This window comes from Lysobacter brunescens, assembly GCF_042677005.1.
In the GTDB taxonomy this organism is placed as follows: domain Bacteria; phylum Pseudomonadota; class Gammaproteobacteria; order Xanthomonadales; family Xanthomonadaceae; genus Lysobacter_I; species Lysobacter_I brunescens.
In genome coordinates this window covers 100,412-118,723 of record NZ_JBHTIF010000004.1, presented here as the reverse complement: position 1 = coordinate 118,723, position 18,312 = coordinate 100,412, and the positions used below count along the sequence as shown (strand labels likewise).

Sequence of the window (18,312 nt, the reverse complement as noted above, 5' to 3'; positions counted from 1 at the left end):
CGGGGGATCCTGATGTGTGTCGGGAGCGACAGTGCTCGTTGCTCCCGTAATCAAGATCCATGCCAGTCGCAAGTCATTGATCGTCAGTGGAAATCGGAACGATGGGCCTTGCATCCGGCACGCCGCCGTGCGGCTTGCACGACGGCGACCGGAAGGTGCGACCTCAGCTGGCTTCCTCGCGCAGCGCGATGCCGCCGAGGTTCTGCAGCAGCGGGGCGTTCTCGCAGGCGATGTAGAGACAGGTGGCCTCGTCGCTGAGATTGCGGTGCTGGTGCCAGGCCCAGACCGGGATGTAGACGGCGTCGCCGGCTTCCCATTCCACCTCCCGATCCTCGATGGTCGTGACGCCACGGCCTTCGATCACGTAGAGCACGGTCTCGTAGTTGTGGCGATGGCGGCTGGTGGTCTGGCCGGGTTCCAGGCCACCGAGGGTCATGCTCAGCGTCTTGGACGGCAGGTCGACGAGGAACACCGGATGCTTGCGTTCCTTCGAGAAGGTGTCCGCGCCTGCGACGTCGGTGCGGGCCACGCCCTTGTGGATCAGGCGATCGGGGATTTCGGCTTCCAGCGAGGCGCGTGTGCGCCAGAAATCGCGGGAGCTGAAATTGCCGGGCTGCGTGCTCATGCCTGCACCTCCGGGTGCTGGGCGAGCACGGCATCGAGCATGGCCATGCGAATGCGCACCATGTCCTCGCCGATGGCTAGGACTTTGGCGCGGCGGTGGGGATGATCGCGCAGGAGTCGGTTGATGATGTCGCGCATCACCAGGGCATGCGCTTCGTCTTCCGAGACGTGCAGCACGAAGAAATGCAGTTGCCTGTCGTCGAATCCGGCTTTGCGCAGGCCTTCCAGGATGCCGCCGTAGAGCGTCGGGACGATGGCTTCCGCGCCGAGGCAGAGCGCGGCGAGGCCTTCGAGCGGATCGTGCGCGCGGCAGTAGTGGAACATGTTGTCGATCAGCGCACCGGTTTCCGGCAGCATCGGCTGGCTGTGCGGCGTGACGCCGATTTCGGACAGGCAGCGCCGATACAGTTCGGCATGGGTCACCGCATCGGGGCGGTCCAGTCCGGTCTCCTCCACCAGGTTCACCGCCAGCGCACGCACGTCGTCGCCGTTGGGCAGGTGCGACATCAGGGCGCAGAGGTAGCGCGTGAATTTCTCGGAGTAGTAGCTGTGCTGCACGAGGAAGCCCCGCAGCAGCGACAGAGGCGCCTTGCCTTCGCGGCACAGACGCAGGAACGGGTGGTCTTCGAGTTCGCCGAGCAGCCCCTGCGGGAACAGGTCGTCCCACAGCGAGGGGGGCAGGAGCGTGGGCGCGGTGTGCGGAGTCTGGCGTTCGCTGATGAGCATGACGGGCTCGACTATGTGTGGTTGGACGGGGTGGTGCTTGGTGTGGGAAGAGAAGCGGTCAGGCGAGGAGCGGCCATGCGGCGCCGGTTTCGGCGGCGACGAGCGCCGCATATTCGGACGCCAGGCGCCGCGCGATCGGTCCGGGGGAGTGCAGGTTCGGTGCGGGGTCGCGGGCGTCCGCACCGTCGCCCGGATCGACAGGCAGCACCCGGCGCACGGGCGCGATGCCGATCAGGGCATTGCTGATCATCAATTCGCTGGCGTCGGCCAGGCGCGACAGGGGAATCGCGGCCTCCGCATGCGCGATACCCGCAGCGGCGGCCAGTGCGAGCAGTCGCGCTCGCGCCGTGCCCGCGAGCGGACCTTCGTCGAGCGGAGGTGTGACCAGCACGTCGTCGATCACGGCGAAGACATTGCTGAACGCGCCTTCGCAGACGTGGCCGCGCGGGTTGCAGAGCAGCGCCTCGTCCGCACCCACCGCCTGCGCATCGTCGAAGGCGAGGATGGACGCCAGATAGTTGGCGTGCTTGCTCGCGGTCGGCATCTGGCTGGGCATGGCGTGTTCGCGCGCCGAGAGGGCCAGCACCATGCCTTCGTCGTACACGCGCGTGGCGTAGCGGCGTGCCGGCAGGCAGGCGGCGATCCATGTGGGCTTTGTCGCGGCAGCGCAGGCGAGTCCGCTGCCGGTGTTCACGCCGCGCGTGATCCACAGGCGCAACGAGGCGTTGTCGGGACGTTCGGCATCGAGCAGCGCCGACACGGCGGCGCGCCAGTCCTCAAGGCTCGGGGCGTTGGCGATGCGCAAGGCCTCCACGCCGCGCATCAGACGCGCCAGGTGGTCGTCGAGCAGAAACGGGCGGCCGGCGTAGATCGGCATCGTTTCGAACAGGCCGTCGCCGTAGAGCAGGCCGCGATCGAAGATCGAGACCGTGGCGTCGCAGCCGCGCAGCTGGCCATCGATCCAGATCATCGCGATCCTCCCCACGTACCGCGCAGTTCGAGGAGGAGCAGCGAATCGCGGCGCAAAGCGCCGAGGTTGGTGTCGACGGGGCCGCTGAAATGCTGCCAGCGTGCGAGCAGGTTCCAGTGGTCGTCGATGCGCCAGGCGACATTGGCGAACCAGGCCTGGCCGCGATCATCCAACGTCTGCAGTACGCCGACGTTGCCGCTCAGCGCGCCTTCGAACTGTGCGCGGTTGAGGCCGAGGTACACGGCATCGCTGCGGGCCTCGGTCTGGAACCACACGGCACGGTTCAATGCGCTGGCGAGCGAGGGCAGGGCGACGGGTTCGCGCTCGGCACGGCGGTGGACCCATTGCGCCAGCGCGAGCCAGCCGCCGTCGATATGGCGTTCGACGCCGAGCACCGCATAGCGGAAGTCGCCGAGACCGGCGGGTGCGCGACCGTCGAACGTGGTCGACGCGAATTCGCCGCGTACGCCCCAGCGGTCGCCGAGCGCGGCGCTGAAATCGGCACCGACGATGCGCACGCCGGGCTGGATGGCATGCGGCGCGAAACCGGGCGGCAGCGCATCGACGAAGGCCGGGTTCATCGACGGGCCGTCGACGATGCTGATCGAGGCATCCAGCGCATTGCCGGCGTAGTCGATGCGCAGGGCCTGCGTGTTGCTGTCCGAGACTTGGTCCGCGACGCGACGACCGCCGAAGAGGGTGGGGATCGACGCGATGCCGTCGGGCAGCACAGTCGCGCGCATGCGCGGTGCATGCAGGAAGGTGGCGTTGACGCGCTCGCCCAGTTGCAGGCGCACGGAGGCCGAGTCGAGGCCCATGCGATCTTCGTCGATGTCCGCGACGAGGCCGCGCAGATTGCGTGGCGCGAGATTGTCGGTCGGATTGAGCCGGTCGGCGCGGCCCCAGGAGAGGATCTGCCGACCCAACCGCCATTCCACCCGGCCGCTCGCGTGCGACAGCCAGGCTTGCCGCAGCCACGGCGCGGCATCGTAGGCGAGCCTGTCGCTGCCGAATGCGACTTCACCGAGTGCCCGCCATCCCGAGTGCCGCCATTCGCCGCGTCCACGCAAGGCCAGACCGAAACGGGTGCCGGCATCATCGAGATCGCGCGTGCCGCTTGCGGCGACAGCGGCCACGGAGGCCGTGCCGGTCCAGCGCGGCGAGGTCGGCAATGCGCTGTCGTCGGTCGCGTCTGTTTCAGGCACCGCTGTTTCGGGCACGGCCGTGTCATCGACGGCCGGTGCCTGCGATGCCGGATCCTGAGACGGCTGGTCCTGAGACGGCTGGTCTTGAGATGGCAGGTCCTGCGCCCATGCCGGCGCACCGGCACAGGCCAGTGCGATGGCAAAGGGCAGCAGCGAGGTGGTACGCATGCGATGCATTACTGGCCCAGGCGTGATTCGATGAAGAGGTCCGACTGCAGTGGGCGTGCGCTCTCCACATCGCGCAGGGTCAGCACCGAGCGTCTGCCGCCCTTGCTGCTCACCATTTCGCGGCGAGTGGCGACGAACTTGCCCGGCTGTCCGGCGGCCGGCACGTGGCCGGAAATGGTCTGGCGCTTGAACTCGACGCCGTTCTTGTCGAAATAGCGCACCAGCACGGTCGCGAAGTCGCGGGTGCGGATCGACGCGACGACCTTGCTGTAGCCCAGCGATGCGGCTGTCTTGGCATCACGAGGCACGGACTGCACGACATGGCAGCGCGCATCGCCGCAGGCTTCCTCGGGCAGCAGGCTGTGATTGAAGTCCTGGCTGTCCTGCGCCATCAGGTCGGCGTAGGCGAAGTCCGAGCCCATGAAGCTGTCTTTCTTGTTCGATGCCAGGATGCGCCGGGTCTTGGCCATGCTCGGGAAGTAGATCCAGAGATCGTCCTGGCTGACCGCGTTCTCGTGGACGAGCACGGCGGTGCCAGCGACATCGGCGGGCGTCTGGAAGCGGAACAGGCGATGGCTGTCGACGCCGTTGCCCTGCAGCTTGTTGTAGACGATGCCGCTGCGGACGCGGGCGCGATCGCCGGTGCGGATTTCCAGCGTGCTCGCGGCACGCCAGTCGGCGACCTTCTCGGCCGTGGCGCTGCGTTCGAAGATCTGCTGTGCGCTGGGCTTGCCGCTCTGCGCGTGGCCATCCCGGACGAGACCCGCAGTGACGAACACGAGCGTGGCGGCGAGGCAGGCGGCCAGCGGGCGATGCGCGCCGGCGACGGATGGAATGCGGATCATGCGTTGTCTCCGATCGGTTGTGCGGCAACGGGCGGGTCGTCGCGCAGCGGCAGCAGTTTCTGCAGCCAGCCCAGGCGCTCCAGGCCCATCAGGACGGCAGGGGTGAACAGGAATTCGCAGAGCGCGCCCATGCCGATGGCCAGCGCGGTCATGCCGCCGAACTTGGCGAGGCTCTGCACCTCCGACAGCATGTAGACGAGGAAACCGAGCACCAGCACGGTCGACATCAGCAGCACGGCCAGGCCCGTGCTCGCGAAGGTCTCGTGCAGGGCCGTGGCCATGTCGCGGCTGCGGCGGTAGTGGTCGAGCACGGTCTTCACGAAGTGCAGCGTGTCGTCATCGAGCACGCCGATCGCGATCGCGGCGACCAGCAGCGTGAACGGATCGAGGAAGACGCCGGCATAGCCCATGATGGCCAGGGCGATGGCGACCGGCACCAGGTTGCACAGGGCCATGGTCAGACCGAGGGTGGCCGAACGGAACACCAGCACCATCACCGCCAGCACGACGAAGAAGGACAAGGTGATGCTGCGGATCTCGTTCGCGGCGAGGTACTGGGTCAGGCGCGACCACATCGGGATCACGCCGGTGGTCTCGATCGACTTGATCTGCGGCGTGCCCGCAAGGATGGCTGCCGACTCGGCGCGAATCGCCTCGAACACGGGCTGGTACTGCGAATCCGGGCGGTACTTCAGGCGCAGGTTGATGCGTGCCTTGCCGTAGTCGCTGGTGACGAGCGTGGTGAGTTCGTCGGAGCCCGACGACTCGAACAGGATCAGCGACTCGGCGACGGCGGCGCGTTCGTCGGGGATGCGGTACATCGCAGGATCGCCATCGGCGAGGGCCTGGTTGATCTCCATCACCACGTCCGCGACGCTGTAGGTCTTCAGGCCGAGGTGTGCGAACTTTGCTTCCAGCGAATCCTGCATCGCGCGCATGCGCTTGAGCACCGCCGGATCCTTGATCGACTCGCCACCCGCGTCGGCGCTCTCGATCAGCAGCTCCATCGAGGCAGCACCGCGCAGGGTGTTGTCGACGTGGATGTAGGACTGGTGGATGTCGGTCCGTTCCTTGAACAGACCGACGTAGTAGTAGTCGGTGGTGACCTTGGCCACGCCGAATCCTGCCACGACCAGCAGTGCGAGCAGAATCAGCAGCAGGCTGCGCCAGCGCCGCGTCACGAAGTGCGACAGCGCATGCATCGCGCGGACGCGCCCATCGAGCAGTTGGGCGGTGCGCTGCGCATCGGGCAGCAGGCGGAAGCGGCTCAGCGCGGCCGGGATCACCAGCCAGCTGATCAGCAGGGATGCGATCAGGCCGGAGGCCATCGCGATGCCGACGCCCTGCACGGGCCGGATCTCCGACCAGGAAAAGGACAGCAGTGCGCCGGCGGTGGTGATGACCGACAGTGCGCTGGCCCCTGCGGAATGGCTGAAGCCTTCGACGATCGCGTTGCGGACATCGCCGCCGGCGGCATAGCGACGATAGATCTCGGCCAGCAGGAAGATGCTGGAGCCGACGCCCACCGAGATCAGGAACGACGGGATGATCGCGGTCAGCATGCCGACCGGCGCGCCGATCAGCGCGCTGACCGCCATGGCCACGACGATCGACAGCGATGCGACGGTCAAGGGCAGCAGGGCGACCATCCAGGAGCGGAAGATCAGCCAGAATCCGGTGGCGACCAGCACGAAGGAGATCGTGCCGAAGATCGCGCTTTCGCGATTGATGATGGTGAAGACATCGGCGTCGATGATCGGCGCACCGATGATGCGCATCTTCAGGTCGGCGAATTCAGGCGCCTTGGCCAGCGCGCGGATGCCCTTGGCCAGGTCGATCTTGTACATCACCTCGCCGGGCTTGAGGGTGGTTTCGGCAAGGATGCCCATGTGCCGACCGTTCGCGCTGACCAGGAAGTCGCGGTAGTAGGGATGCTTGAGTGCCTGGGCGCGCTTCTCGGCGAGCGCGGCGGCATCGAGGTCGTCGGCGATGAACGGCCCGACATCGAGCGCGCCTTCGCTGCCGTCGATATGGCGCACGTTCGCGATCGACGTCACCTTGGTGACGTCGGGTATCGCCGCGATGCGATCACTGAGGTCGCGCACCTTGGCGATGAAGTCGGGGCTCCACACCTCCGGCGACTCGATCACCAGGAACGTGTACTCGTCGCTGCCGAAGTCGCGCTTGTACTCCGTGTACCGGATCAGGGTCGGATCGTCCTTCATGAAGAAGGAGTCCGGCGTGTTGTCGAATTTCAGCTGCGTCAATGCCAGCGCGGACAGCGCCAGCAGGGCGGCGAGCAAGCCGATGCAGAGTCTCGGGTGTGCGAGGATCCGGTGGATGAGCGTACGCATGATGGCCTGGGTGGGGAGCGGAAAGGACGGGGGTGTCTGGAGCGGGCGCGAGCGACGCGAGGATCGGTCGCAGGGTCAGCCGTTGGCGGCAAGGGCTGGCACCGCGTCATCGCTTGCGGTGATCCGGCGCAGTTCGGCGATGAAGGGATCGACGTAGCGCTTGCGTGCCTGCGCTTCGTCCATCTGGCCCTTGTCGTAGAGGAAGACCAGACGGAGGTGGCCGCGGAAGGCGCTGATCTGCACCATCACCTCGCCCGGCGGGAACAGCTGCGGGAACGAGTAGTAGCTGCGCACGGCGATCGGGCCGAAATGTTCGAGCCGCGCATCGATCGGGCCGACGTTGGTGCAGATGAGATTGGCACGCGTCAGCACGTTTGCGGCGAAGCGGATCGTGGCCGCCTTGGGCAGCAGCAGCGAAGACTGGAAGAGCAGGCGGAACCGGTAGATCTCGGAGAGGATGTCGCCGTCCTTCAAGGCTTCCAGGCGCTGGTGCGCCGTGGACAGCACGGCGGCATCGTCCTGCTCCGGATCCAGTTCGAGGGTGTAGGGCACGGCGACGCAATCGTAGAGCTTCTGCATGCGCGGGTCGTCGACGAAGCGGCGCAGACTGAAATTGTCGACGATGCGCAGGCCATGGCGCAGGCGCTTGCCCTGCGCGGCGGCGTCCTGCTGCGCGGTGCGCAGCAGCGCGAGCAGCAGCAGCGGATGGATCGTGCTGCCCTGGCGCGCGCCGGCGTCCTTCAACGCGCCCAGCATTTCGCGCGGCAGTTCGACCATCAGCACGTCGGTTTCGCCGCTGCGCTTGCCGCCGACGAGCAGTCGGCCGGACGGCATCACCAGGTCGTGGACGAAGCCGGTGACGCCCTTCCATGCCAGGCGCAGCGCATCCTTCCAGCCGAGGCCGGATAGGAACAGCCTGTCGTGGTTGCGTTCCGGCAGGTCGATCACTTCGGTGTCGAGCGGACGGCCTGCAGCCAGGTGTCCGTAGGCCTCGGCGATGTCGCCGGAGAACAGCTGCGCGGCCTTGCCGTCGGTGAAGGTGTGGCTGGTGAGGATCTGCAGGATGTGCCGGTCCGGTGTGCGCGTATAGATGAAGCGGAACGGATGCCCGTCGCGCACGGGCACGCGTTCGCGCCAGGCGTTGTCGAGCAGTTCTGCGCGCAGGCGCGCCGGATCGACGTTGATGCTGGTGCGCTGTTCGATTTCGATCGGCAGGCGCTTGGCCAGGTGGCGCCATCCGAGGATGACGCCACGCTGGTACTGGACCGAGCGCGCCATGGGATGGCGGTCGATGACGTGCTCGATCGCACGCTTCAGCAGGGTAAGGTCGGGCGCCGACTCCAGGTCGATCAGGTCGCAGGAATTCGCGTTGCAGATCAGGTTCAGGTGCGCATAGATCTGGTTGAACCTGCCCAGCCTGAACTCGCGGTCGACGGTCGGCGCCATGGCTCAGCCCTCGTTGCCCGAACGGTAGGGGAACTCGTTGCGCTCCAGCTTGATCAGGTCGGGACGACCGATCTCGGCGAAGACTTCCTCGACTTCCTCGCGGAACTCGTTGCGCAGGGTTTCGTTGTCCTTGCGCTTGAGGCCGTAGGCGCTCAGTCGCGCGCCACGCGAGGTCGACGGCGGACCGAAGAAGTTCAGGCCCTTGGCGTACCAGTTCGAGATCTTGACGCGGGCTTCGTCGCTGTCGCCATTTTCGGCCAGGTAGGTGCGCAGCTCGGCGAAGCCGAAGCCGATGTGGCCGCGCTCTTCGCGCAGGATGATCTTGTTGGCCTCGGCCCAGGGCTTGAAGCTGGCTTCGCAGAAGTTGCCGACCATGAACTTGCCGGCGCGGTCGAGGAACATGTGGTTGAGCATGATGTCGATCCACTCGTTCTCGTCGTCGCCGACGCTGAGCGGACCTTCAAGCGAAGCATCGTGCATCGGCCGCTGCGAGCGGCCTTCGGCGATGGCGATCGCTTCCTTCTCCGGGATGCCCATGCGCTCCAGCAGGTTGTAGATCAGGTAGGAGTGCTGCGCTTCCTCGGCGATGATCTTGGCGAAGACGCGGCGACGCTTGTAGTCGGGCGACTTGGCGATCCATTCGATGCCTTCGGTCGATGCCTTCTCTTCCGAATAGGCCTGGATCGCCATCAGGCGGACCAGTTCCGTGCGGTATTCCTCGGGCATGTTCGGAAGGTCGGCGAAGTCGACGGCACTGGGCGAATAGTCGTGGACGACTTCGGCGGTAGCGGTATGGCTCATGGCGTGTCCTTGCGGTGGCGTGATGCGGTGTTGAGTGGATGCGGTTGAAAATGGTGCTGGAGAGTGGCGGGATCGCGCAGGCGCGGTGAAGGCGCTCAGGCTTCGGCGTAGCGCTCGCGGACGCGGCGCTTGAGTACCTTGCCGGTGAGCCCGCGGGGCAGCTGTTCGCCCGGCGGCAGGATCTCGATGCGCAGGCTGGTCTGGTCCGGCACCTGCTGCCTGAGCCAGCTGCGGAAGGCATCGGTCTCGACCTCAGCACCGGGACGGAATTCGACGACGGCGCCGGCACCGGTCGCATCGCGGCCATGCGGCAGCTCGACCACGGCGACATCGGCGACAGCCGGATGCTTGAGGATGCGTTCCTCCAGCTGCAGCGAGTAGACGCGCTTCTCGCCGGCACGGATCGAGTCGACTTCGCGATCGAGGTGGTAGTAGCCGCCGCCGGATGTCTTCATCGCGACGTCGCCCGTCCACCACCAGCCGTCGATGTAGACGCCGTGCAGGCGGTCGTGGCCGTTCCAGTAACCCTTGAAGAGGGTCGGTCCCTTGACCATGAGTCGGCCCGGTACGCCGACGGGCAGGGGGCGGCCCTGTTCGTCCGCGACCTTGACCTTCGGACTGACCAGGGTGGGTTTGCCGACATAGCGGTCGAACTTGCGCGTGAAGGAGAAGTTGACCTTCAGCAGCGCGGCGAAGCCGACTTCGGAGGTGCCGAAGAATTCGAGGTACATCGACTTGATCAGCGGCTTGCCGAACAGCCGGAGCATCGCGCCCTGCGCGGTGAACTGGCGGATATGCACTTCATGGCTGGAGTCGCCGCCGGCCATCCAGGCCTTGACCCGCGACAGGTCGAAGCGTTCCAGTCCGACCTCGCACATCCCCTGGTAGATGTCCGGGAAGGACAGCACCAGGGTGCAGCGTTCACGCTCGATGAGTCGCAGCAGTTCTTCAGGCGATTCGCCGGCGGGTACATAGCACGGAATGCCTGCGGCGAAGCAGCTGATGATGCTGGCCTGGGTGATGTGGTGGTTGGCCGGCGAGGCCAGCAGGATGCGATTGGCGCGGGTCAGCGGCTGGATCACCAGCTGACCCTTGGTCGCGCGGGCGATGCTGTACGACCCATGCAGCACGCCCTTGGGGAAGCCGGTGGTGCCCGAGGTGTGCACGATCATGACGTCGTCGTGCAGGTGGATGTCGACCGGCGAGAAGCGGTCCGCCCGTGCGGGCAGCGCATCCTGCAGGCAGACCGTGCCGGCGCCGGCCGGGCCCTCGCCATCGGTGACGATCGCCAGCCTGCGACCTTCGGCCAGCGCGCCCGTATCGAGCCGGGCAAGTCGCTCGCGGTCGACGAAGGCGAAGCGCGAGCCCGTGTAGTCGAGGTAGTGGGCCAGGTCTTCGGTGCGCATGTTGCCGTTGATCGGCACGGTGATCGCACCGGCGCGCATGATCGCGAGCGAATAGATCAGGTATTCCACGCTGCCGCGCTGGCAGATGGCAACGCGGTCGTAGCGCTGCAGGCCGTGCGCGACGAGCATCTGCGAGATGCGATCGCTCAGGGCCTTCAGTTCGCCCAGGGTCAGCGACTGGCCGGGCACGCCGAAGCGCTGCAGGCTGCCCGAGAAGCGCATCACCTCGAAGTCCGCGCCATAGCTGGCGATGGACTTCTCGAGCGCGTTCGCAACGGTCAGTTCGCGGTCGAGGATGAATTTCAGTCGGGAAAGCATGGCGTCACCTCAGGCGGTCGCGTAGACGCGGTCGAGCTGGGCTTCCCGCTCGGGTTCGCGATCGATGGGCGCCGCCGAGGCGGCATCGCGCTGGCGCAGCGGTGCGCGCTGCAGCTTGCCGGTGGAGGTGCGGGGCAGGGCATCGACGAATTCGACGAGGTGCGGATAGCGGCGGCTGTCGAGGCGTGCCTTGCACAATGCGCGCAGCTCGTCCGCGAGCAGCTCGGACGGGAGGTCGCTGACGATCCAGGCCTTGGTGCGCAGGGTGGCGTCATCGCTGCCGCTGGCCGTGACTGCGACCTCGCGGACTGCGGGATGCGAGAGCAGGACTTCCTCCAGATCGAGCGGCGATACCCACTGGCCGGCGACCTTGAACATCTCGTCGCTGCGCCCGCAGAAGTAGAAGTAGCCATCCGCATCGCGCCAGAAGACGTCCTTCGTGCAGTACCAGCCGTTGTCCACCATGCCGCCGGCGCGATCGCGCGCGGACACGCTGATCGAAGGGCCACGCAGCCACATCACGCCGCGCTCGCCGATGCGGCAGGGGCTGCCGTCCTCGTGGCGGAGCACCGCGTCGAAGCCGGGAACCAGCTTGCCCGTGGCGTTGTTGTGCTCGACGTCGGCGACATTGCTCAGGTAGGTGGAGAAGGCTTCCGACGAGCCCAGACTGTCGAGCAGGCGGATGCCGTGGCGCTGGAACCAGCGCGTGGCCACGGCCTGCGGCAGGCGCTCGCCGGCCGCGATGCACAGGCGCAGGCTGTTCTGCGCGATGCGGGCCGACAAGGCGGCATCGTCGAGCAGGTACTGGTAGATCGTCGGTACGGCGAACATCACCGTCGGCCGTGCCTGCGCGATCACGTCGGCGATGACCGCCGCGGAGATCTTCTGCGGCGCGATCACTGCGGTCGCACCCTTCAGCAGGGCGATCAGCAGGTTCTGCATGCCGAAGGCGAACGTGGTCCGCGAGGCCGAGAACAGCACGTCGCTGGTGCGCAGGTCGAGCATGTGCGCGGCATAGCGGTCGGCGGCGACGATCGGATCCTGGTGACGGTGCTCGATCAGCTTGGGAATGCCCATCGATCCGGAGGTGAAGACCGCGAAGGCGATGTCGTGCGGCGAGGTCGGCGCCGCGAGCGGCAGGCTCGCGGCTTCGCCCGGAGCGGCGATGTCCTGCAGCGACAGCATCTGCGCCTGCGTCTCCATCTCGGGGCGCTTGACGAGGCTGGCCGCGTCGGCGAGCACCCAGGCCGCTTCGGCCTGGTCGATCATCGCGGCGATGTCGCGCGCAGGCAGCAGCGGATTGATCATCACCGCGACCGCGCCGAGCAGCTGCACGGCGAGCAGGCCGATCACGTGCTCGATGCCGTCGTGCGAGACCAGTGCGACCCGCTGCTGGCCGTGCACGCCGGCATCGGCGAGGCGACGGGCCGCCAGGGCCACGCGTTCGGCGAGCTGCGCATAGCGGATCGAAGCGCCCTCGTGGCGGATCGCGATCTTGTCGCCATGCCTGACCGAGGTGCTGGCCAGCAGGTGTCCGGCCAGGTTGAAGCGCACGGGAAGACCGCGCTGCGCGGAGAACAGGTGGGCTTCGGTCGGCGTCTCGCGCAGCGACCAGCGACGACGCAGGAAGGTCTTCAGCCAGCCGAGCACCGCCTGGCGGTCGATGGTGTAGCCGGCCTGGAGATCCTGCCCGCAGGCCTGGACAGTGGTGTCGCGCGCGAAGGTCTTGTTGCCCACCAGGTAGGGCTGGTAATGCCAGACGCGCCGTGCGAATTCGACTTCGCGACGGTTGAGCGGCGCTTCTGCCAGCGCTTCGGGCGTTTCCGCGCAGATCGGCACGCCGCTGGCTTCGGCGACGGCCGACAGGAAGTCGGCGGTGCTGATCGTGGTTCGCGAGACCAGATGGAAGATGCCCTGGCGCGAAGCGGGATTCGCGTCGATGGCCAGCATTTCCTCGACGCACAGGTCGACCGGAACGAAATTCAGATGGGCGCCGGCCGGTGCCGACATGCGCAGCGTGCGATACGCGGCGCCCGAACCCTGGCGCAGGCCGGACCAGAACTCGTCGAGCATTTCGCTGAACTTGTAGAGCCCGCTGTCGCTCGCGCTGAGGCCGGTGCGCGAATGACCGACGATGATGCTCGGGCGCATCACGCGCCAGACCAGACCGGCCTCTTCGGCACGCGCACTGATCCTTCGTTCGGCGTCGAACTTGCTGCGCTCGTAGGGATTGGAGAATGCATTCGGCGGCGATGCTTCCAGCCGCGCATCGATCAGGCCGCTGCGATCGCCTGCGACATAGGCGGTGCTGACATAGTTGAATGCCTCGCAGCCGGCCTCGATCGCGATGTCCAGCGCATTCATCGCGCCGTCGCTGTTGATCCTGTCGAGCTCGCCCTGTTCGGTCTCGGTGAAGCGCACCGTGGCCGCCACGTGCCAGAAGGTCGATGCCTGGCCGGCGAGCGCGAGCAGTTTCGTGCCCAGGCCGGGGTTGGGGCGCAGCGGATTGGCATCGACCACGTCGATGCGCGCGAGCATGCCCGTGTCGAGCACGCGGCCGCAGGTATGCGCCGCCTGCGCCACGGCATCGATTACGCGATCGCGCGCGGCGCGGTCGTCCGAGCGCGCCAAGCAGACGACACGGTCGTCAGGGCGGGTCGCCAGGATATCGAGCGCAAGGTGGGACCCCAGGTACCCGTTGGCACCCGTGATGATATGCACTGTGTTCACGATTCAAGCCCCCTGTTGTACGGAACCAGGCACTGTCGCGCCTGCGATGGTGTCGCTTCCCCTGCATTCGCCCGGAACGGACCAGCGTTGCGAATCCCCGGTCACGCAGCCCGCAACCGCACGCATCAGGGCGCGGGCCTTGACCAGGATTTCCTCGAATTCGTCGTCGGCGTCCGACAGCGCGATCACCGCGCCGCCGACGCCCAGTTCGATCTCGTCGCCATGCTTGACGAGCGTGCGGATGACCATGCTCAGGTCGGCGGCGCCGTTGAGCGACAGGAAGCCGATCGCGCCCGAGTACACGCCACGTGCGGAGGCTTCGAGACCGTCGATGATTTCCAGGGTGCGACGCTTCGGCGCCCCGGTCATCGAGCCGCCGGGGAACGTGGCCTGCAGCAGGTCGACCACGTCCTGGCCTGCGCGCATCTGCGCGCGGACAGTCGACACCAGCTGGTGCACGGTGGCATAGGTTTCGACATGCATCAGTTTCGGCACCCAGACCGAACCGATTTCGCAGACGCGGGCGAGATCGTTCCGGGTCAGGTCGACGATCATCAGGTTTTCGGCGCGATCCTTCTCGCAGCCCCTGAGTTCCTGGACGATCGCCTGGTCCAGCGCGGCATCCATGGCGCGTCGCCGCGTGCCCTTGATCGGCTTGATTTCGACCACGCCGTTCGGACTGAGGTGCAGGAAGCGTTCCGGCGAGGAACTCAGCACGTCGAAGTCGTCGAAGCGCAGCAGCGCGGCGTAGGGCGCGGGATTCACCTTGCGCAGGTGACGGTACAGCGACACCGTCTCGACAGGCGCACGGGCGCGCATCCGGTTGGTGAGGCAGACCTCGTAGGTCTCGCCATCGTTGATCTGGGCGAAGCACTGCGCGATGCGATCGCGATACGCTTCGCGATCGAGTTCGGGCAGGAATTCGACGTCCGCCAGCCCCTCGGCCTGCTGATCGTCGATGCTGTCCTCGGCTTCCGGCGTGCCGTGCAGGGCAAGCTCGATCTCGTCGAGCCATGCGGCATCTTCCGCCGCGCGCGACATCGGACCGGTGGCGACCGCATGCCATGTGCCGTCGAGATGGTCGTAAGCGAGGAAGCGCGTGATGAATCGCAGCAGCAGGTCTGGCTGGCGTGCGCGATGCGGCCCGCCGACTTCGGTGAGCGCCTTGAGCTCGTATCCGAAATAACCCACCCAGCCGCCGACGAAATCGAAGGGCAGGCGTCCGCCGCCGATCAGATCGACGGACAGTCCTTCGCGGATCGCGCCGAAGACGGCGTCGCGCTCCGATGCGGGATCGGCATGCGCGCCATCGCCGATCACGTGGCGCAGCGTGCGCGCGGTCGTGTCGTTGCCATCGCCCATGAAGCTGAAGCGCGAATAGCCCGGGCGCACCGCGCTCGAATCGAGCCAGAATGAGGCGTTGCTGTGCGCGAACTGTGACAGGAAGACCGACTGCGGATCGATGCCGGTTTCGATCCGACGCGACTGGATCTGCCACGCCGGTCGCTCTGCGACGTTCAGCGCAGCGGCGACGACAGGCGCTTCGCGTCGCGCACTGCGGCGCTTGCGCTGCATGTGCTGGCGTGCGAGATCGATGAAGTTGTGGATGATCTGCCGACCGAAGTCGGTCTGGATCGATTCCGGATGGAACTGCACTCCCCACATCGGACGCGTCGCATGTTCGATCGCCATGACCAGTCCGTCGGGCGTTCGCGCGGTGACGCGCAGCATCTCCGGCAGCGGCTCCTGCGCCATCAGCGAGTGGTAGCGGACGACGTCGAAGGGCGATGGAATGTTCGCGAAGAGTGCGCTGCCATCGTGTTCGACCGCGCTGATGCGTCCATGCATGGGCGTCGGCGCATGCACGACCTTGCCGCCATGCACGTGCACGAGCGCCTGGTGACCGAGGCATACGCCGAGCACCGGCACCGTCGCATGGCGCAACACGTCGTTGCTGATGCCCATGTCGGAATCGCGTTCCGGCGTGCCCGGTCCGGGCGAGATCACGATCGCGTCGTAGTCGCCTGCCAGCAGGCTGGCCCAGTCGGTTTCGTCGTTTCGGACGATGGTGGGAGGGGTTCCCGTTGCGTCGCCCAGGTAGTGGGCGATGTTCGCAGTGAAACTGTCGTAATTGTCGACAAGCAGTACGCGCATGCTATCCATGTCAGTGAAGCTCCAGTCGCAAGAGGCTAGCGGCTCGTGATGTAGAACGCAACGTCTTCGTGATTGCGGACATCATTCTTCATTCGAATCTCATGCATCGAGACAGATGCGCATGTCGTCTTGATGACACACGCATGCATTACGCATATCTGATGACATCGATTCGATGATCCGCATCACGTGGAACGCGACGCGCGCATTCGGATTCATGTTGATGAAAGGTGCGCGACATGCGCTCGTCACGCGGATCCAGTCAAGGATCCAGTGCGCTCTGCTCGATGTCATCGACCGTGAGGTGTCCGCACGATGACGGCTCTTCCGTTCGTCGTCTGAAGCGGCCTCGCTACCCCTTTGTCGACCGGGCGGGGTTGTGCGTCGGTGCAGGTTCGTGATAATTCGCGCCTCCGTCGCGACATTGGTGCCATGCGTTCATTGACCGCTACGGGGCGGCCGTTGATCATGCCGGCATGGTGCCGAAAGGTCTGTTCCGAAGGGGGGTGTTGCCCGTGACGAGGGGAAATGGCTCGCGCCTGTCGAACGGCGGCCTGGGCGGGAATGAAGCGGGATGAGACTCTTTGCACTGTCCGACATCCATGTGGACTACCCCGACAATGCGCGCTGGGTGGATGCGCTGTCGTCCGAGGACTATCGGGACGATACCCTGATCCTCGCGGGCGATCTCACCGAGGATCGCCACCTCTTGGCCTGGTGCCTGCAGCGCTTCGTCGCGAAGTTCCGCCAGGTGCTTTTCGTCCCCGGCAACCACGACCTGTGGGTGCGACGGGATCCGGACATCGATTGCTCGCTGCGCAAGTTCGACCAAGTGCTCACCATCGCGGCCGATGCCGGGGCATGGATGCAGCCGAGGTTCCACCGGGACACCTTGGTCGTACCGCTGCTGGGCTGGTACGACTATTCCTTCGGTTCGCCCTGCGACGACCTTCGGGTCATGTGGATGGATTACCGGGCCTGCCGCTGGCCGGACGACTACGGACCCGAACGGGTGACCGAACATTTCCTGCAGATGAATCCCGACGGGCTTCCGCATGCAGCGAGTCGCGTGGTCACGTTCTCCCACTTCCTGCCACGCATCGACCTGATCCCGTTCTTCGTGCCTCGCGCGATGCGACGGCTCGATCCCGTGCTGGGCAGCAGCGGGATCGAGCGGCAGCTGCGTGCGCTGGGTTCGGATCTGCATGTCTATGGCCACAGCCACATCAACCGCAGGGTCGTCATCGACGGCGTGGTCTATGTCAACAATGCATTCGGTTATCCGCAGGAAGGGATGATCGCGGCGCGCGCACTGCTTGCCTTGGACAACGAACTGCGCTGACGCCGTTGTCCGCATGCGGGGCAGGGGCAGTCGTGCCTAGACTCAGGTACAGAGTGCCTCGGAGCGCCTCATGAATGGCGCGATCATCGGCATTTCGTCGCCCAGGGGCGTGAATTTGCGCATCGAGATCGCAGGCGCGCCATCCGCACTCTGCTCGGCGCAGATCGCCATCAGGTAATCCGGAGTGGGCCGGTATTGCCAGAAGCGCCAGCGATCGGCGTGGTCCTGCAGGTCGGGACGGATGCGGATGCTGACCGTGCCGGGCTGCGGGAACTGGAAGGTGAAGCCATCGAGCGGCAGCGACAGGCCCATGCCGCGCGCCTTGATGTAGGACTCCTTCAGGGTCCAGTACTCGAAGAAGCGGTCGTGCCGACGGTCGGGGGCGACGCACGAAAGCTCGGCGACCTCGGTGCGGGAGAAGAAGTGTTCCGCAACATCTAGGGATACGGCACGCGCTGAGATGTTCTCGACATCGATGCCCAGTTCCCGGCCGCGTGTCACGGCGATCGCGATCAGGCCACGTGTATGCGAGATGTTGAAGGACAGCCCGCGCGCCTCGGCTTCGACCTCGACAATTTCGTCCGCGATGGCCGGCCGGCCATAGGCGTTCTTCGAGAAAGCCCAGCGTTCGGGCGCGACGCGCGCGTAGCGCGACAGGACCATGCGCACCATCGCCCGGGTGACGAGATAGCGTTTCCGGTCGTCGGCGAAGTAGAAGCGACCTTCGCGATCGACCTCGTCGTCGCTCAGGAGCGATCGCATCCCGGCGAGCTGTCGGTCGTCGTCGATCTCATTGTAATAAGTGAGCCAGATGTCGATATCGTCGCAACTGGCCGCCGAAGGCACACGGGCCTCCCGCAACAGCATGGATGCAGACATTCTTCCTATCCCGTCGATGCATGGGTCGGCACGGAGACAATGCGGGAGATTCCTCCTTCCCCTCTCCGACCGAAACCTACTTGCCACTTTCCGCTGGCATCATTACCTGATGTTGACGTTGAATGGAAGCGATTCCTGCCAGACGGTTCTCGGCAATGCTTGCGTTGGGTGTCCTGGATGCTTGCCATCTTGCGTTTGCTTGCTTCGCAAGTTGGAGTCGAATCGTGCAATCGGCATCGCCTTCTCGAAGCTGCCTTGCATATGAGAATCATTCTCGAATGACTCTCCAGAAATCGTTTTCATCGCAGTGATTACACAAATCTTCGTATTGACAATTTTCTGAA

13 protein-coding genes are annotated in these 18,312 nt (G+C 65.9%); 1 reads left to right on the top strand and 12 read right to left on the bottom strand.

Going from position 1 to position 18,312, the window contains the following annotated elements; all coding sequences use genetic code 11:
* Window positions 1-163: 163 nt before the first annotated feature.
* From ACFQ0E_RS16000 to pabB, 11 genes are all read right to left on the bottom strand, one after another.
* Entirely contained in the window at window positions 164-625 is a 462-nt protein-coding gene (locus tag ACFQ0E_RS16000) for a cupin domain-containing protein (RefSeq protein WP_386825528.1), read from the bottom strand.
* Window positions 622-1,350: a TenA family transcriptional regulator gene (locus ACFQ0E_RS15995; protein WP_386825526.1), complete on the bottom strand. Its 729-nt coding sequence runs from the start codon at window positions 1,348-1,350 to the stop codon at window positions 622-624. Before ACFQ0E_RS15995 ends, ACFQ0E_RS16000 begins: the two co-directional genes overlap by 4 nt.
* 58 nt (window positions 1,351-1,408) lie before the next feature.
* A complete protein-coding gene (locus tag ACFQ0E_RS15990; RefSeq protein ID WP_386825524.1) occupies window positions 1,409-2,320 on the bottom strand; it encodes an aminotransferase class IV in 912 nt (303 codons plus the stop codon).
* Window positions 2,317-3,693 carry a hypothetical protein gene (locus ACFQ0E_RS15985; protein ID WP_386825522.1) on the bottom strand — a complete coding sequence of 459 codons (1,377 nt, stop codon included), beginning with the start codon at window positions 3,691-3,693 and terminating at the stop codon, window positions 2,317-2,319. Before ACFQ0E_RS15985 ends, ACFQ0E_RS15990 begins: the two co-directional genes overlap by 4 nt.
* Window positions 3,694-3,701: 8 nt before the next feature.
* Window positions 3,702-4,538, bottom strand: a complete 837-nt coding sequence (locus ACFQ0E_RS15980; RefSeq protein ID WP_386825520.1) for an outer membrane lipoprotein-sorting protein — start codon at window positions 4,536-4,538, stop codon at window positions 3,702-3,704.
* Window positions 4,535-6,892 carry an efflux RND transporter permease subunit gene (locus ACFQ0E_RS15975; RefSeq protein WP_386825518.1) on the bottom strand — a complete coding sequence of 786 codons (2,358 nt, stop codon included), beginning with the start codon at window positions 6,890-6,892 and terminating at the stop codon, window positions 4,535-4,537. The genes ACFQ0E_RS15980 and ACFQ0E_RS15975 overlap by 4 nt, the downstream gene beginning before the upstream one ends.
* Window positions 6,893-6,967: 75 nt before the next feature.
* Entirely contained in the window at window positions 6,968-8,338 is a 1,371-nt protein-coding gene (locus ACFQ0E_RS15970) for a hypothetical protein (protein ID WP_386825517.1), read from the bottom strand.
* Window positions 8,339-8,341: 3 nt separating this feature from the next.
* Complete coding sequence (locus tag ACFQ0E_RS15965) at window positions 8,342-9,139, bottom strand: Phenylacetic acid catabolic protein (RefSeq protein WP_386825515.1); 798 nt, start codon at window positions 9,137-9,139, stop codon at window positions 8,342-8,344.
* Window positions 9,140-9,234: 95 nt separating this feature from the next.
* Window positions 9,235-10,863, bottom strand: a complete 1,629-nt coding sequence (locus tag ACFQ0E_RS15960) for a class I adenylate-forming enzyme family protein (protein WP_386825513.1) — start codon at window positions 10,861-10,863, stop codon at window positions 9,235-9,237.
* 9 nt (window positions 10,864-10,872) lie between these two features.
* A complete protein-coding gene (locus ACFQ0E_RS15955; RefSeq protein ID WP_386825810.1) occupies window positions 10,873-13,584 on the bottom strand; it encodes an AMP-binding protein in 2,712 nt (903 codons plus the stop codon).
* A gap of 12 nt (window positions 13,585-13,596) precedes the next feature.
* Window positions 13,597-15,756: an aminodeoxychorismate synthase component I gene (pabB, locus tag ACFQ0E_RS15950; RefSeq protein ID WP_386825511.1), complete on the bottom strand. Its 2,160-nt coding sequence runs from the start codon at window positions 15,754-15,756 to the stop codon at window positions 13,597-13,599.
* 565 nt (window positions 15,757-16,321) lie between these two features.
* Between pabB and ACFQ0E_RS15945 the strand changes: the two genes are divergently transcribed.
* Window positions 16,322-17,089: a metallophosphoesterase gene (locus ACFQ0E_RS15945; RefSeq protein WP_386825510.1), complete on the top strand. Its 768-nt coding sequence runs from the start codon at window positions 16,322-16,324 to the stop codon at window positions 17,087-17,089.
* Window positions 17,090-17,131: 42 nt separating this feature from the next.
* Here ACFQ0E_RS15945 and ACFQ0E_RS15940 read toward each other — a convergent pair whose 3' ends face one another.
* A complete protein-coding gene (locus tag ACFQ0E_RS15940; RefSeq protein WP_386825508.1) occupies window positions 17,132-18,055 on the bottom strand; it encodes a 4'-phosphopantetheinyl transferase family protein in 924 nt (307 codons plus the stop codon).
* Window positions 18,056-18,312: the final 257 nt, after the last annotated feature.

Coding starts and splice junctions, on each gene's coding strand:
- ACFQ0E_RS16000 (WP_386825528.1), bottom strand. CDS start 625: ATGAGCACGCAGCCCGGCAATTTCAGCTCCCGCGATTTCTGGCGCACA.
- ACFQ0E_RS15995 (WP_386825526.1), bottom strand. CDS start 1,350: ATGCTCATCAGCGAACGCCAGACTCCGCACACCGCGCCCACGCTCCTG.
- ACFQ0E_RS15990 (WP_386825524.1), bottom strand. CDS start 2,320: ATGATCTGGATCGATGGCCAGCTGCGCGGCTGCGACGCCACGGTCTCG.
- ACFQ0E_RS15985 (WP_386825522.1), bottom strand. CDS start 3,693: ATGCGTACCACCTCGCTGCTGCCCTTTGCCATCGCACTGGCCTGTGCC.
- ACFQ0E_RS15980 (WP_386825520.1), bottom strand. CDS start 4,538: ATGATCCGCATTCCATCCGTCGCCGGCGCGCATCGCCCGCTGGCCGCC.
- ACFQ0E_RS15975 (WP_386825518.1), bottom strand. CDS start 6,892: ATGCGTACGCTCATCCACCGGATCCTCGCACACCCGAGACTCTGCATC.
- ACFQ0E_RS15970 (WP_386825517.1), bottom strand. CDS start 8,338: ATGGCGCCGACCGTCGACCGCGAGTTCAGGCTGGGCAGGTTCAACCAG.
- ACFQ0E_RS15965 (WP_386825515.1), bottom strand. CDS start 9,139: ATGAGCCATACCGCTACCGCCGAAGTCGTCCACGACTATTCGCCCAGT.
- ACFQ0E_RS15960 (WP_386825513.1), bottom strand. CDS start 10,863: ATGCTTTCCCGACTGAAATTCATCCTCGACCGCGAACTGACCGTTGCG.
- pabB (WP_386825511.1), bottom strand. CDS start 15,756: ATGGATAGCATGCGCGTACTGCTTGTCGACAATTACGACAGTTTCACT.
- ACFQ0E_RS15945 (WP_386825510.1), top strand. CDS start 16,322: ATGAGACTCTTTGCACTGTCCGACATCCATGTGGACTACCCCGACAAT.